We start from the raw sequence: 15,434 nt of genomic DNA on the forward strand, positions 1-15,434 counted from the left end.
AACAAATTACGGAGAGAGAGACTAAGATGAAAATAGCTGTTACTGGTGGAACGGGTTTTCTAGGTCAATACGTTGTTGAAAGCATTAAAAATGATGGGAATACTCCTATCATTTTAACAAGAAGTATTAGTAGTAAAGCGATAAATGATTACGAATACAGAGTTTCGGATTATACTTTGGAAGACTTGATAAATCAATTAAATGATGTAGATGCAGTGGTGCATCTTGCAGCCACAAGAGGTAGCCAAGGGAAGATATCTGAGTTTCATGATAATGAAATTCTAACACAAAATTTATACGATGCATGCTATGAAAATAATATTAGTAATATTGTGTATGCATCTACAATATCAGCCTACTCTGATGAAACGTCCCTACCGTGGAATGAGAAGGAATTACCGTTACCTGATTTAATGTACGGTGTTAGTAAGTTGGCCTGTGAGCATATTGGAAATATTTATTCTAGAAAAAAAGGGCTTTTTATTAAAAACTTGAGATTCGCCCATTTATATGGGTTTAATGAAAAAAATAATTATATGATTAATAGGTTTTTCAGACAAGCATTTCATGGTGAACAATTAACTTTACATGCTAATAGTGTTGCAAAAAGAGAGTTTTTATATGCAAAAGATGCAGCAAAATCTGTAATTTGTGCATTAAAACAAGAGAAGCTTTCAGGTGCTTTTAATATAGGTAGTGGGGATGCTTTAACAAATTATGAAGTTGCAAATACAATTAATAATGCGTTTGGAAACAAAGATAATTTATTAGTGAAAGATCCTAATGCTAATGAAGGAATACATTCTTCTTATATGGATAGTAGTAAAGCAAAGGAATTACTAGATTTTTCAACAGATTATAATTTTGCCACAGCTGTAGAGGAAATACATTTATTAATGCGGGGGTTGGATGATGTACCGTTATGGTATTAAACGCGTTTTTGATATAATAGGCTCTCTATTATTACTTCCTTTTTTACTAATAATCATGATACCGGTAGTTATTATGATTAAATTAGAAGATAAGGGACCTGTTTTCTATAATGCGCCTAGATTGGGAAAAGGAATGAGAGAATTTCCTATGTATAAGTTTCGTTCGATGAAAGTAAATGCACCGGATATTCGTAATGAAGATGGTAGTACATTTAATTCTGATAACGACCCAAGGGTAACAAAAATTGGGAATGTTTTAAGGAAGACAAGTATAGACGAACTTCCACAACTACTTAATGTACTAAAAGGTGATATGAGTTTTGTAGGTCCAAGACCAAGTCCATTAGGAAATAAGGATATTTATCCAAAAGAATTCTTTAAAAAATTTGATGTCCGTCCTGGTATTACAGGTTATAATCAAGCGGTCTTAAGAAATAATTCTACAATGGAGCAACGTGTGAAAAATGATGTGTATTATGTAGAAAATGTATCGTTTATGTTAGATCTAAAGGTTATATTCTTAACGGCAGCCTCTGTAATAAAATCAAAAAATATAAATAGAAATAACGATGAAAAACAAAAGGTGGGAAATTAGTGAATAATTGTTTGATACTCTTGACCAATTATTACCCTTTTCATAAAGGTGAGGAATATTTGGAATCAGAAATAGAGTACCTATCTAAGAGTTATAAAAAGATTTATATTATTTCAACTATGGTATCTAATGAGATGCAACAGACTAGGACTGTCCCTGAAAATGTTGTAATTTTACCAATAGGAATAAAACATTCCATTGCAGGAAAATCCAAAATGGTATTAAGGCAATTTAGTACTATTAATAAAGATAAATTAAAAACAAAAATGATTAAAGCGGATTCTAAAGGGAAACTGTCGCATAAATTATATTGTTATTATTTTGAAAGTCGTGCAATGGATGTATATGATCGAGCGGAGCATCAATTGAATGAGTATGATTTTGAACAGTATGATTCAATTACAATATATAGTTATTGGTTATACATAACTGCAAGAGTTGCTGTAGAATTAAAGCATAAATATTTTAAAGAAAGAAATCCATATACAATTTCGCGCGCGCATAGATATGATTTGTATGAAGATGCGGCGCCTTTGAAATATTTACCGGAGAGAGACTATTTATTAAAGTCTCTTGATGCAGTATATCCTTGTTCGCAAGACGGAGTAGATGCCTTAAATCAAACATATCCTGCATATAAGGATAAGGTAAGTGTAGAAAGATTGGGAACAATCTCAACTAATGTACTTAGTAATACTATGAACGATAAGTTATATATTGTGAGCTGTTCTGTAGTACGTAAGGTAAAACGAATTGATTTACTAATAGAAGCTTTAGTGAAGTTAGAAGAGAAGAATATTCCATATGTCTGGACTCATATTGGTGGAGGCCCAGAATTTGAACGTATAAAAAAATTAGCTAAAAGTAAGCTTAATATGAAACAAGTTAAATTTACTGGATTCGTTAAAAATCAAGAAGTTTTAAATTGGTATAAAGAAAATCCTGCAACTGTTTTTGTTAATTTATCTGCATCCGAAGGAGTACCTGTAGCAATCATGGAAGCAATATCTATGGGGCTTCCAGTTATCGCTACAGATGTTGGTGGTACAAGAGAAATTGTTGAAAATGGAAAAAATGGATACCTATTAGATAAAGATTGTACAGTTTCACAAATTGTTGAATCACTTAACGAATTCCACATAATGGATAATGGGTCGTATAAGAAAATGTGCGATAATGCATTAGATATTTGGAAGAAAAGAAGTAATGCTAAGGTTCTTTATTCCGAATTTGCTACTAAACTTGGGAAGTCTAGTTCTGGGTCCTTGTAGATATTATCTAAAATGATTATGTGTAAATTTTATAGGAGGGTAATAGGACTTGCAAAAAATTATTCGATATATAATTTTGTTTTTTGCTGTAAGTATGTTTGGTATAGGGGCCCTATTTTTAAATCTTAATATTCTCTTAGTAGCAATTTGTGGTATGTTGATTCACAATTTATTATATTCTTGTGAAAAATTTAGTGAGAGAATTATATTTTTTGCTTTTAATAGTACCTTTTTTACTTTCTTAGTAGCTAGATTGGTAGTTAAGCCACTCTTTGGTTATTATGATAAATATAATAATAGCTATTATGGTTTAGATTTCGGTGATGAAAAGGTAATATGGAGTATTTTTATTAGTTTATTTTTCAGCTTGTTGTTTCTCTTTTTGGGATATGCATTAGTGAAGAATAACAGGGCTTATAAAGGTAAAAATTCAAAGTTTTTTACTGAGAATAATATTAAAAATATAGCTCTAGTAAGTAAATCATTATTTTACATTACCTATATTTTTAATGTTTTAGTGCTATGGGATAAAGCGAAATTTACAAATAATGTTGGTTATACTGAACTTTATGCTTCATACGCATCTTCATTTCCAGGATGGGTTATTAAATTGGCAGAAATGTGTCCGACCGCGTTATTTATATATCTAGGTACACTACCTACAAAAAAGAAATCCTTTATTCCTTTAGTTTTATATGTTCTATTAGGTTGTTTATCATTAGCGGTAGGACAGAGAAATAATTTTGTTCTAAATATATTGATAGTTCTAGTATATCTTTGCCTTCGAAATTATTCTGATAAGAAGGAAAAATGGTTTGGAAAAAAAGAGATACTTGCTTGTATTTGTGCATTACCCTTTATGATTTTGTTATTAAATACAGTTTCATATTTACGTATGGATAGTTCAGTAGAGCATTCATTTTTAGATGGTATAATTGAATTCTTCTACGCTCAAGGTGTAAGTGTCAATTTGATTGGTTATGCTCAAACATTGGCTGGTCAACTGTCCGAGGGAAAAATATATACTATTGGTAGACTCATTGATTTTATTAATAGTAATGCTATAACTCAATTTTTGATAGATGTACCAAAATATGTTCCTCAGAGCCTGGATTCCGCATTATATGGTAATAACTTTGCGGAAAGTGTTTCATACATTTTAAGTCCTAAGAGATATTTGAACGGCTGGGGATATGGATCGAGCTATGTAGCTGAACTATATAAGGATTTTAGTTATTTCGGTATAATTATTGGGAACTTTATTTTAGGGATTATTTTAGGATGTATGAATAAATTGTTTAGGGCTGGTATCTTAGGAGCCTGGATGTGTCTATCTATGACTCGCTTATTACTCTATGCACCACGAGATACTTTTACATCATTTATTGTATCTACATTTAGTTTAATTAATATTTTAACTATATGTTTAATTTTATTAGGGACAATAATACTATCTGGTCAAAAGAAAAAAAGGGTCCAAACGACAACGTAGTTTCATTAGTTATGAATTTGGGTGGATTTCATAGGAAAGAGGTTTAAAATGTTAATTTCTCTTATAGTTCCTATATATAATGTTGAAGGGTTCTTACCAAGATGCTTAGATAGCATTATAAAACAAGAATATCAAAATTTAGAAATTGTATTGGTAAATGACGGATCTACAGATCAGAGTGGATTGATTTGTGACCAATATGCAGAAAAAGATGAGCGTTTTATTGTCTTTCATAAAGAGAATGGAGGAGTTTCCTCTGCGAGAAATGTAGGATTGAATAAGGCAAATGGAAATTATATTGGTTTTGTAGATCCAGATGATTGGATAGAGCCAAATATGATTAATAAGCTATATGAATTAATTATTCAGCACAAAGCAGATATTGCTATGTGTGGCTATGTGAAAGAAGATATAAACGGCTTACTAATAAGCAGGCCTGTTGAATTAAGTACAAAAATTTTAAATAAAGAAGAAACATTAAATTCTATTCTTAATCCAAATGATTTTAGAGGTTTCTTATGTAATAAACTTTTTTCAGTAGATTTATTTCGTAAAAAAAATTTATATTTGGATGAGGATATACATTTTTGTGAAGATTTATTATTTTGTTGTCAAGCAATTTTAGAGTCTAAACAAATTGTATATGATTCAACTCCGTATTATCATTATATAATTCACAATAATAATGCTTCTAAATCAAATTTTAGTTTTAAAAAACTAACAGCCCTTAACTCTTTGGATAATATTATAAACTTACTTAATGATCAAAAGGGAATTGAATTAGAACAGTATAAAAACTACTATATGCATTTAAATATTAGTTTGTTAATGAATGGTATTCACGAAGATAAGATTAGAAGACAAGACAAAGAAAGATTGAAGAAAAATCTGTATAAATTTAAAATTAATGAGTTAACGAGTAAATTTGTTAAGTTTTCTTGTGTGCTTGCTAGATTAAATCTTAATTTATATTATTTTATCTGGAAGAATGCTAAACCAAGTAACTAAAATTGTTAATATAGAAATGAAAATATAAATCTTGAATGGTAGTTCTTTAGAGGGCTACCATTTTTATAGTTTAAGAATTATATTTTAGTTTAAAGGGTTCGGCTGTTGTTTAGTTATATACGCTATTGCGTAGAATTAAAGAGGTAATAAAATGAACTATAAAGTGAAAAAATTTGCTCGTAATTTCTCTTATACATTTATTGCTAATATTTTGTCTATAATTATTTCCACAGTATTACTTTTAATCGTTCCTAGATTTATTGATGTTAGTAATTATGGATATTGGCAATTGTATATTTTTTATTCTTCATATATATCATATATGTCTTTAGGTTTAACAGATGGGGCGTATTTGCGTTATGGAGGTTGGGAATATAGCGACTTGCGTAAGCCCGTTTTTGTTTCACAGTATTGGTTTCTAGTTGTTTTTGATATTATTGCAAATTCTGCAATTTTATTATATTATATTTCGATTGCTACAGATACAAGTAAAACTATTGTCGTAGCATTAACTTGTTTAACTGGAGTATTAGTAGTCCCACGTTCATTATTGACATTTATGTTGCAAGCGACAAATCGAATTAAAGAGTTTTCAATCATAATTATTTTAGAGCGATCCATCTATTTTATATTAGTTATAGCTTTTTTAATGAATGGAGTTAAGGAGTTTGAATATCTTATTCTTGCGGATGTTATTGGGAAAATTTCTTCCGTAATTTATTCATTTTTTGTTTGTAGGGAGTTAGTGTTTGGGAAGTTTGAATCCATTAAGATGAGTGCCAAAGAGATATATGTAAATATATCTGTTGGGAGTAAATTATTATTTGCTAATTTTGCGAGCCTGCTTATTATTGGTATAGTACGCTTTTTTATTGAGCGTAATTGGAGTATTGAAATATTTGGTAAGATTTCATTAACTTTAAGTATCGCCAATATGTTGCTACTGTTCATTAATGCAATAGCAGTGGTTTTATTTCCTGCTTTACGTCGTACATCACAAGAAAATTTACCTTTTATTTATAAAACTATAAGAACTACAATTATGATACCGTTAGTAGGGCTGTTAGTTTTTTATTATCCAGCAAAAGTAATCCTATCAGCGTGGTTACCGCAATATACTGATAGTTTAATTTATATGGCATTGCTATTTCCAATGTGTTTGTATGAAAGTAAAATGTTATTGTTAATTAATACTTATTTGAAAACACTTCGTAAGGAAAAGTGGATGCTAATAATAAATTTAATTACGGTAGCGATGAGTTTATTATTAACGTGTCTAAGCGTGTTTGTATTTAATAGTTTGCACTTAACAATTTTATGTATAATATTCTTATTGGCATTTAGGTGTATTATTGCAGAAATTTATCTAGCAAGGTTCTTGGATATTGAAGTTAAGAAGGACATTATATTAGAGATAATTATAACGATTATATTTATTATTATATCATGGTATTTAAGTGTTATATCAGCTGTATGCACCTATCTGGTAGTATATATGATTTACTTAATGATTAAGAAAAATGATATAATATATTTGTGGAGTAATATAAAAATGCTCATGAAATCCAAATGATACATTTATTTTTATTAAAACTTTGATTGCCAAAAACTTCCTAAGGTTATTTCTAAGGAAACGTGGTAATACATTTTAATATATGTATTTTCAAAAATGAGATGCAGAGAACAGTGAATAAGTAGAAAGAAGGATAAAAAATGAAAAAGAAAATCCTATTTTGGATATTGGGAATTATAGGAATCCTAATTATAGGTGGAGGAGCTTATGCCTATAGTATATACTCTTCTGTCTCAAAAACATTAGATGAAGTTCATAAGCCATTGAAACGCGATAAAGATTCTAAAGGTACTGAAGAAGTGAAAATTAGCAAATCTGAACCCGTTTCAATTTTATTATTAGGGGTAGATGAACGAGGGAATGAAAAAGGTAGATCTGATTCTTTAATACTTATTACATTAAACCCTAAAAATAATTCTATGAAGACAGTGAGTATTCCACGTGATACATATACTGAAATTGTTGGAAAAGGAAAGAGTGATAAAATTAACCATGCCTACGCATTTGGTGGGGTAGACATGTCTGTAGCGACAGTAGAAAAATTCTTGAATGTTCCTATTAATTATTATATTGAAGTGAATATGGCAGGATTTAAAGATATTGTGGATGCAGTTGGCGGGGTAGATGTCAATAATGATTTAGAATTTAAACAAGACAAGCATCATTTTGCTAAAGGAAATATTCATTTAACAGGTGATGAGGCACTATCATTCACACGTATGCGCTATGAAGATCCCCGCGGTGACTTCGGACGTCAAATGCGTCAGCGCCAAGTGATGCAAGCTGTTATTAAGAAAGGCGCAACTTTCTCTTCTTTAACAAGTTATGGTGATGTGTTAACAGCAATTCAAAAAAATGTGAAGACAAACTTAACGCAAGATCAAATGTTTGATATGCAAAAGAATTATAAAAATTGTCTGGAAAACAGTGAAGATATTCAAATCCCAGGTGACGGTCACAAAGCCGCTGATGGTATTTGGTACTACTATGTCCCAGAGGCAGCAAAACAAGATTTAACGAATAAGTTAAGAGCGCATCTTGAAGTGACTAAATAATATGTAATAACCCAACTCCTTTGGAAGGAGTTGGGTTTATTTTTGCATGGATTTATATTAGTATTATATATTGTGAGATTAATAGATGAGGTGAATCGATGAATAAGAAAGCGGTACTTGTCCTTGTTATTTTTGTATTGTTTGTCGCTTCGATTGTGAGCGGTAAATTGTACTGGAATAAGAAGATTGCGAATGCAACAGGACAAACGGGTGAAGTAACGAAAACAAAGGCTGAAGTGAAAGATAGCGGGGCAAAGAAAGAAGAGAAGAAAGAAGAGAAGAAAGAAGAGAAAAAACAAGATGCGAAGTCATCTTTTAATGAGGCATATGCGAAGAACTTGCCAGATGCAGTGAAAGAGAAGTTAAAGAAAGCTGCTGAGGATAAAAAGGCAGTAAACCTTATTATTGTTGGTGATGAAGGTTCTTCATCTGAAAAAGGTGCTTGGGCAGCTAAGTTAACGACTAATTTAGAAACTGCTTACGGTAAAGGTTTATGGAATGTGACTGTAAAGGAATATAAGGGCGAAAGCACAGAAGAGCTAATCGCGAATAAGCGTGATAAAGAGATTGCGAAAGAGAATCCAGATGTGATTTTATTTGAGCCACCATTTATTACTGATAACGGTAAAACTGGTAATGGAAACTCTGTAGCAAATACACAGAAGTTCGTTCAAGCACTTTCTACTAGTGCAAAGGGTGCTACGATTATGATTCAACCATCAAATCCAGTGTATGGTGCGAAAAATTATCCGAAAGCGATTGAAGCGTTAAAACAATTTGCAACGCAAAATAATTATACATATATTGATCATTGGGGAGCATGGCCAGATGCATCGACAAAGGCTATCCTACCATATTTAAAAGAAGAGTTTGGTTTCCCAACTGCTAAAGGTTATGAAGTTTGGGCACAATATGTAACTGATTATTTTGTAGCTAAGTAATGAAGGAGAGATAAAAGGTGTACGAGTTCTCGTATACCTTGTCCTTTTATAATTAAGAGATTTGAAAATAGTAGGAGGAAAACAATGAACTCAATCCTAATCTGCGGCGGAGCCGGGTACATCGGTTCTCACGCTGTGAAAAAATTAGTAGACGAAGGTTTATCTGTAGTAGTAGTAGATAACTTACAAACTGGTCATGAAGATGCAATTACGGAAGGCGCGAAGTTTTATAATGGCGACCTTCGTGATAAAGCATTTTTAAGAGATGTTTTTACACAAGAAAATATTGAGGCTGTTATGCATTTTGCAGCTGATTCTTTAGTTGGAGTTAGTATGGAAAAGCCTCTTCAATATTATAATAACAATGTGTATGGTGCACTTTGTTTATTAGAGGTAATGGATGAGTTTAAGGTAGATAAGTTCATTTTCTCTTCTACTGCGGCAACGTATGGTGAGGTAGATGTGGATCTTATTACTGAGGAAACGATGACAAATCCTACGAATACGTACGGAGAGACGAAGTTAGCAATCGAGAAGATGCTTCATTGGTATAGCCAAGCTTCTAATTTACGTTATAAGATTTTCAGATACTTTAACGTGGCTGGTGCAACTCCAAATGGTATTATTGGGGAAGATCACCGTCCAGAAACACATTTAATTCCTCTTGTGCTGCAAGTGGCTTTAGGTCAACGTGAGAAGATTATGATGTTTGGTGATGATTATAATACACCAGACGGTACTTGTATCCGTGATTATATTCATGTTGAAGATTTAGTAGCGGCTCATTTCTTAGGGCTTAAAGACTTGCAGAACGGCGGAGAGAGTGATTTCTATAACTTAGGAAATGGCAATGGTTTCAGTGTAAAAGAAATCGTTGATGCAGTTCGAGAAGTTACAAATCATGAAATTCCTGCTGAGGTAGCACCGCGCCGTGCGGGCGATCCAGCACGTTTAGTTGCTTCTTCTAAGAAAGCGAAAGAGAAGCTAGGATGGGATCCTAAGTATGTAAATGTTAAGACAATCATTGAACATGCTTGGAATTGGCATCAAAAGCAACCGAATGGATATGCTAAATAAATATAATAAGTGAAAGAGAGGGTATCGTCGACAAAATATGTTCGACAATACCCTCTCTTTTTTTGTACGATTTTTGCTATACTAAACTGTACTATAATACATGATGGAAGGAGGAAAATAATGAAAATACTTGTGGTTGATGATGAATCGAGTATTCGTAATTTGATTCGGATGCAGTTGGAGATGGAAGGTTATGAAGTATTGGCAGCGGCTGATGGGCGAGAAGCTTTAGAGCGATGGAATGAAGGGCCGGATGTATTGATTTTGGATGTTATGCTTCCAGATACGGATGGGTATGAGTTGCTTCGTTTGTTCCGTGAGAGGGATAGGGATATTCCGGTGCTTATGTTAACGGCAAAGAGTCAGATGAATGATAAGTTGCTTGGCTTGCAGCTTGGTGCTGATGATTATGTGACGAAGCCGTTTAATTATGCGGAGCTTATTCTTCGGGTTAAGAATATGGCACGGCGTGTAAAGAAGACGGAGGCGGCTGTAAGTCATGAAGTAATTGAGGCTGGAGAGATAGTGATTTGTCCTAAGGAAAGAAAGGTACATGTGAGTGGACAAGAGATTCAGTTAACGTACCGAGAGTTTAATTTATGTCAGTTGTTTGTTTCAAATCCGCAGCGTGTGTTTATGAGGGATGAGTTGCTTGAGAAAGTATGGGGGTTTGAGTATATCGGAAATACGAGAGCAGTTGATATTATGGTGCAGAGACTTCGAAAGAAGCTTGGGACGAGCGGAGAATATATTAAGACAATTTATGGCGTTGGCTATAAACTGGATTGTTAAGTGGTGATGGTATGTCTTTAAAGCGAAATATGGTGTTCGGAATAGTTGGGCTGTTAATTCCGATTTTTGTTCTTTTATATGCAGTTGTTTATATTACGTTAGAAAAGAATATGTATCATAACGCAGCAGATTCTTTAGAAAAGTTAAGTGTAGAAGCACAAATTTACACGATGAATTATTTAGAGAAGGAAGCAGAAGTGGATACGCTTGGTCCTAATTCACTTTTAATTGCGTCGTATTTAGCGAAGCGTATGGATGTCCGTGTACAGATGATCGGGAAGAATGGCGATGTTGTTGCAGATACACAAAAAGGAGCATTGCTTCACCGTAACATCGACATTGAGAGTTCCTTGAAGGGAAAGAAGTCTTATGTTTTTGAGGAGGCGGATCCTGCTCCCATTCTTTTGTTTTCAAGCCCGGTTTATTATGGAAACGATGTCATTGGAAGTATTCGTTTTATAAATGAGTTAACGGGTGAGAAGGAAGTTTTAACAAATGTGAGCTGGACTTTCTTAATGACGTCTCTTTGCCTAGTAGCTACCGGTATTTTCTTTGCGATTCGTTTGGCGAAGTCTCTTCATAAACCAATTGATCAGTTGAGACAAATGGCACAGCGGCTCGCGAATGGTGATTATAAGAGTAAGATTGAGTTAAATGAGTACGTGGAAATCGCTCAGCTTTCCGCATCTTTTAACGCGATGGCCGATGGAATTGAACTGCATATTAAGCAATTGCAGGAGGAGAAAGAGAAGCAGAAAGATTTCCTAGACCGCATTACGCATGAGCTAAAAACACCGCTAACGGCAATTATCGGTTATGTTGATTTAATTCCGAAGTTACAATCGAAAGAAGATGTACAGGAAAGTCTTCGTTATGTGGCGGTGGAAAGTGAGCGTTTATTATCACTTGTAGAGGAACTGCTTAAGTCTTCGAAATATGGGACGAGTACGTTTGAGGTGTCTCCTACAGTTGTGAATATAAAGGAATTGGCAGAAGAAGCAGTTTCAATTGTGAAACCTCGTCTAAATCAGTTTGAAATTGAAGTGATAAATGAGTTAACGGATGTACATGTTGTTGCAGATTTTGATAAGACGAAGCAAATTTTCTTAAATGTGCTTGATAATGCAATTAAGTATAGTGATGCTTCGCACATTCGTATGAATGTAATTGTAAATGAGCAGGAGGCGAAGGTTTTTGTTCATGATGATGGGATCGGTATAGATGAAGTGGTGCTTGCAGAGTGGAATGAGTCTCCGAAAGGAAAGGCACTTCCGTCTAGTTACGGGAATGGTTATGGTTTGTATATTTGTCAGGAGATTATGAATAAGCAGGGCGGAAGCATGCGGATTGAGAGTAGTGAAGAAATAGGTACTACAATATTCATTACATTTTTGCTTCCGAGAAGGATGGAAGACATAAAAAACTTGAAAGCGGTTAAATGATACATTTATGAAACAATTATGCGGTATTTTCGAAACAACGTTTTTTTATCTTGGAGGTAGGCAGAAATGAAAAGGCTATCATTTCAAATTCTTATGTTTGTCATTTGTATGATTGTTTCTCTTGTTTTGTTTTATGTTATGGAGAAGCAAATCTATAATCGAATTAACATTGTAAATGATAAACAAGCCGTTTTACAAAGGGTGAATGAATCTCTTCCAATTGAAGTGAAAGTAAGACATGAAAAGTGGGGAGAAATTGTTGTAACGGATGAAGTTCGTTTGCATACGATTGTTTCATTCTTTGACCGAATTCGAATAGAGCCTGAGGGCGTTAAGAGCCAAGAACAAGTATTTACTGGAGAAGTAACGTACTTGAATGGACATAAGCGTACTTTTGCAGTAGGTGACTTGTTCCAGTATGGGGAAAATGTATACGGAAAGAATGGCATGGATCCGATGATTTCAGCACTTCAAACGTATTTATTAAGCCTGTATTACACGCCAGAGCGTATTAGTGATTTCTTTGCTTCAGCAAAGGACGTCGTAATACGTCAAGGCGATGTGGTACGTACTATCAATCTTACGCACATACTTGATTCTATTCGGTACGCAAAGCAAATTACAGATTACGGAGAAATTCAGAAGTTATTACAATCGCAGAATGAACCGATTGCTTATATTACAGCTTATAAAACAGGTAAGCGTGTAAAGAATGATCGTGAAGATATTCTTACGATTTCTGTGTATCCATCGTACTTTGTTGTGCAATATCTCGGTGATAATAACGGGAATGTCATGTATATGAAAGGCTCTCTAGCAGAGTTACTCGTAAAGGAGAATGCGTCATGAGAAAGATAGCCTTTTTCTTCTTTTTGCTAGTAATTGGAGGAGCGATGTCTAGTTGCTCTCGAGATACAACCTCTATTAAATATAGTAAAAATGGTCTCCCTATTTTGGATGATCGTCATATTGTTGCGTATGTAGCGGCTCGTGAGGAAGTTGGTGAAGCGTTACTTTCATCATTTTGTAAACCGCGCGGATGTACGTATGAATTTATTCGTCTTTCAACAGAAGAACTTCTTCGTAGAGTGGAAGAAGAAGCTGGAAATCCGAAGGCGGATATTATTATTGGCGGTACAGTAGATGCGCATCAAATGATGAAGCAAAAAAATCTTTCTATTCCTGTGATAAGCCAACATGCAAATCGTATTTCAAAAACTGTTAAAGATAAAGATGGTTATTGGTACGGTTATGAAGTGGAGAAGCTGGCAATTGCGATTAATAAAGAGCGGTGGAACGAGGAAATAGCGCCGCTCGGACTCTCGTATCCGTTAAGATGGAAAGATTTATTAAATCCAGTATATAAGGGAAAGATTGTCATGCCCGATCCAAATGTTTCAGGTACAGCATATACGTTTTTTCAATCACTTATTGATACGTTAGGTGAAGAGGAAGCGAAGGAATATGTGAAGAATCTGGCAGAACAAGTGGGAGAAGTAACAGTGAATGGTTACATCCCAGCAGAACTTGTTGCGAGTGGTGAATATATGATAGGCATCAACTTTATGGGAGATCAGAGAATGCTTCAAAAACAAGGCTTTCCGATTTTAAGTAACGAACCTGAGCAAACAGGGTTATCCGTTAATGCGATTTCTAAACTAAAACGTGCACCGAGTGGTATTATTGCGGATTTATTTATTGATTATTGTTTATCAGAAGAAGCGGGTCACATTTTAGAAAAAGTGTCGTTTGGCGTACCAACGATGTTTGCGAAGAATGAGAAAGAAATAGAAGGACAGCCGGTTAGAAGGACGAACCAAAATATATCAAATAGCGGAATAATCGAGATATGGAATAGACAGCGTCTCTCTCTGAAGTGAGAAAAGGAGACGAAAATATATGTTTAAATGGCTCAAGCCAGCACCTGCAATTGAAAGATTGCCAGCGGATATGATCGACCGTGTATATCGATTACTACGTATTCGTGTGTTAATCGGGATTTCAGTTGGATATGCTGCTTATTATTTAGTTCGTAGTAACTTTACGTTATCAAGTACGTATTTAGTACAAGAATATGGTTTTAGTACAGCTGAAATTGGTCTACTAGGTTCAGTAATGGCAATTGTTTATGGATTTAGTAAGTTCTTTATGGGTAATTTATCAGATAAAGCTTTCGCCCAGCGCTTTATCGCAGTCGGTTTATTCTTATCAGGGCTTGTAAATATTTGTTTCGGCTTTGCATCATCATTTGGGATGATTGTTACATTACTTGTTGTTAACGGTATTGTACAAGGTATGGGAGCACCACCTTGTAGTATTGTTATGACGAAATGGTTCTCGAAGAAAGAACGCGGTACGAAAACAGGTCTTTGGAATATTTCACATAACGTTGGTGGAATGCTTGTGCCACCACTTGTCGGAATTGGTGTAGGTATTTTTGGTGAAAACCATTGGCAAGGCGGCGTGTTTATTTTCCCTGCAATTATCGCAATGGTAATTTCAGTTCTTGTTTGGATTAATGCGAAGGATACACCAGAATCTGAAGGTCTTCCTCCAATTGATGAGTATCGTAATGACTATGAAAATCTTGAAAAAGCAGATAATGCTAACAAGATGTCACCAAAAGAAATTTTAATGAAGTATGTAGTGAAAAATAAATTTGTATGGTTCTTATGTATTGCGAATGCTTTTGTTTATTTAATTCGTTTCGGTGTTATTAACTGGGTTCCACTTTATTTAACGACAGTTAAAGGATTTTCAAAAGCAGAAGCGCATGCGGCATATGCAATCTTTGAAGGTATGGCAATTCCAAGTTCATTAATCGTTGGTTTTTTAAGTGATAAATTATTTAAAGGAAAACGTATGCCATTATGTATTATTAGTATGGTTGGAGTTGTTATTGGTACGTTTATATATTGGCAAGCAACTAGCGTACTTGTTGTAAGTATTGCAGTTTCTATTATCGGTTGTTTAATTTATGTACCACAGTTCTTAATCGGTTTAAGTGCGATGGAATTAGTACCTAAATTTGCAGTAGGTACGACAGTTGGTATGTGTGGTCTATTCGGTTATGTAGGCGGAAGTCTTGTAGCTAACGCAGCAATTGGTGTTATTGTTGATCGTTCTGGCTGGGATGGTTGTTTCATCTTACTATTAACAGGTGCGGTTTTATCAACAATCTTCTTATTTATTGTTCAACGTGGGCATGAGAGAAAAGATCCTAAAGTAGCGTAATATTTTATTTGAAAAAGCTATC

General features: G+C 34.0%; 14 protein-coding genes. All 14 read left to right on the top strand.

What is annotated here, in order from left to right:
- The first annotated feature begins 26 nt into the window (after window positions 1-26).
- The 14 genes from BM089_RS26700 (at window position 27) to BM089_RS26765 (ending at window position 15,412) form a co-directional block, all read left to right on the top strand.
- Window positions 27-932 carry an NAD-dependent epimerase/dehydratase family protein gene (locus tag BM089_RS26700; protein ID WP_090978541.1) on the top strand — a complete coding sequence of 302 codons (906 nt, stop codon included), beginning with the start codon at window positions 27-29 and terminating at the stop codon, window positions 930-932.
- Entirely contained in the window at window positions 913-1,527 is a 615-nt protein-coding gene (locus tag BM089_RS26705; RefSeq protein ID WP_000286451.1) for a sugar transferase, read from the top strand. Before BM089_RS26700 ends, BM089_RS26705 begins: the two co-directional genes overlap by 20 nt.
- Window positions 1,527-2,798, top strand: coding sequence for a glycosyltransferase (locus BM089_RS26710; protein WP_090978543.1), 1,272 nt, complete (start codon window positions 1,527-1,529; stop codon window positions 2,796-2,798). The genes BM089_RS26705 and BM089_RS26710 overlap by 1 nt, the downstream gene beginning before the upstream one ends.
- A gap of 49 nt (window positions 2,799-2,847) precedes the next feature.
- Complete coding sequence (locus tag BM089_RS26715) at window positions 2,848-4,290, top strand: O-antigen polysaccharide polymerase Wzy family protein (protein WP_090978545.1); 1,443 nt, start codon at window positions 2,848-2,850, stop codon at window positions 4,288-4,290.
- A gap of 48 nt (window positions 4,291-4,338) precedes the next feature.
- A complete protein-coding gene (locus BM089_RS26720) occupies window positions 4,339-5,298 on the top strand; it encodes a glycosyltransferase (RefSeq protein WP_090978547.1) in 960 nt (319 codons plus the stop codon).
- Window positions 5,299-5,449: 151 nt separating this feature from the next.
- Window positions 5,450-6,871, top strand: a complete 1,422-nt coding sequence (locus BM089_RS26725) for a lipopolysaccharide biosynthesis protein (protein ID WP_090978549.1) — start codon at window positions 5,450-5,452, stop codon at window positions 6,869-6,871.
- Between the two features lie 140 nt (window positions 6,872-7,011).
- Window positions 7,012-7,926 carry a polyisoprenyl-teichoic acid--peptidoglycan teichoic acid transferase TagU gene (locus BM089_RS26730; RefSeq protein WP_000727039.1) on the top strand — a complete coding sequence of 305 codons (915 nt, stop codon included), beginning with the start codon at window positions 7,012-7,014 and terminating at the stop codon, window positions 7,924-7,926.
- A 98-nt stretch (window positions 7,927-8,024) separates the two neighbouring features.
- Entirely contained in the window at window positions 8,025-8,867 is an 843-nt protein-coding gene (locus BM089_RS26735; RefSeq protein ID WP_090978551.1) for an SGNH/GDSL hydrolase family protein, read from the top strand.
- A gap of 84 nt (window positions 8,868-8,951) precedes the next feature.
- Window positions 8,952-9,944 carry a UDP-glucose 4-epimerase GalE gene (galE, locus tag BM089_RS26740; RefSeq protein WP_078994063.1) on the top strand — a complete coding sequence of 331 codons (993 nt, stop codon included), beginning with the start codon at window positions 8,952-8,954 and terminating at the stop codon, window positions 9,942-9,944.
- A gap of 120 nt (window positions 9,945-10,064) precedes the next feature.
- Entirely contained in the window at window positions 10,065-10,736 is a 672-nt protein-coding gene (locus BM089_RS26745) for a response regulator transcription factor (RefSeq protein ID WP_000699553.1), read from the top strand.
- 11 nt (window positions 10,737-10,747) lie between these two features.
- A complete protein-coding gene (locus BM089_RS26750; protein ID WP_063549099.1) occupies window positions 10,748-12,178 on the top strand; it encodes a HAMP domain-containing sensor histidine kinase in 1,431 nt (476 codons plus the stop codon).
- A 66-nt stretch (window positions 12,179-12,244) separates the two neighbouring features.
- Window positions 12,245-13,027 (top strand): DUF3919 family protein, encoded by a 783-nt coding sequence (locus BM089_RS26755; protein ID WP_090978553.1) that lies wholly within the window; start codon window positions 12,245-12,247, stop codon window positions 13,025-13,027.
- Complete coding sequence (locus BM089_RS26760; RefSeq protein WP_001225641.1) at window positions 13,024-14,058, top strand: ABC transporter substrate-binding protein; 1,035 nt, start codon at window positions 13,024-13,026, stop codon at window positions 14,056-14,058. The genes BM089_RS26755 and BM089_RS26760 overlap by 4 nt, the downstream gene beginning before the upstream one ends.
- A 19-nt stretch (window positions 14,059-14,077) precedes the next feature.
- Complete coding sequence (locus tag BM089_RS26765) at window positions 14,078-15,412, top strand: MFS transporter (protein WP_000477603.1); 1,335 nt, start codon at window positions 14,078-14,080, stop codon at window positions 15,410-15,412.
- Window positions 15,413-15,434 lie beyond the last annotated feature (22 nt).

Source organism: Bacillus sp. 5mfcol3.1, from assembly GCF_900114335.1.
Lineage (GTDB): Bacteria > Bacillota > Bacilli > Bacillales > Bacillaceae_G > Bacillus_A > Bacillus_A thuringiensis_S.

Excerpts from the sequence above, each read along its gene's own strand:
- BM089_RS26750 (WP_063549099.1), top strand. The coding sequence starts at position 10,748 with ATGTCTTTAAAGCGAAATATGGTGTTCGGAATAGTTGGGCTGTTAATT.
- galE (WP_078994063.1), top strand. The coding sequence starts at position 8,952 with ATGAACTCAATCCTAATCTGCGGCGGAGCCGGGTACATCGGTTCTCAC.
- BM089_RS26755 (WP_090978553.1), top strand. The coding sequence starts at position 12,245 with ATGAAAAGGCTATCATTTCAAATTCTTATGTTTGTCATTTGTATGATT.
- BM089_RS26760 (WP_001225641.1), top strand. The coding sequence starts at position 13,024 with ATGAGAAAGATAGCCTTTTTCTTCTTTTTGCTAGTAATTGGAGGAGCG.
- BM089_RS26735 (WP_090978551.1), top strand. The coding sequence starts at position 8,025 with ATGAATAAGAAAGCGGTACTTGTCCTTGTTATTTTTGTATTGTTTGTC.
- BM089_RS26725 (WP_090978549.1), top strand. The coding sequence starts at position 5,450 with ATGAACTATAAAGTGAAAAAATTTGCTCGTAATTTCTCTTATACATTT.
- BM089_RS26705 (WP_000286451.1), top strand. The coding sequence starts at position 913 with ATGTACCGTTATGGTATTAAACGCGTTTTTGATATAATAGGCTCTCTA.
- BM089_RS26765 (WP_000477603.1), top strand. The coding sequence starts at position 14,078 with ATGTTTAAATGGCTCAAGCCAGCACCTGCAATTGAAAGATTGCCAGCG.
- BM089_RS26720 (WP_090978547.1), top strand. The coding sequence starts at position 4,339 with ATGTTAATTTCTCTTATAGTTCCTATATATAATGTTGAAGGGTTCTTA.
- BM089_RS26730 (WP_000727039.1), top strand. The coding sequence starts at position 7,012 with ATGAAAAAGAAAATCCTATTTTGGATATTGGGAATTATAGGAATCCTA.
- BM089_RS26700 (WP_090978541.1), top strand. The coding sequence starts at position 27 with ATGAAAATAGCTGTTACTGGTGGAACGGGTTTTCTAGGTCAATACGTT.
- BM089_RS26745 (WP_000699553.1), top strand. The coding sequence starts at position 10,065 with ATGAAAATACTTGTGGTTGATGATGAATCGAGTATTCGTAATTTGATT.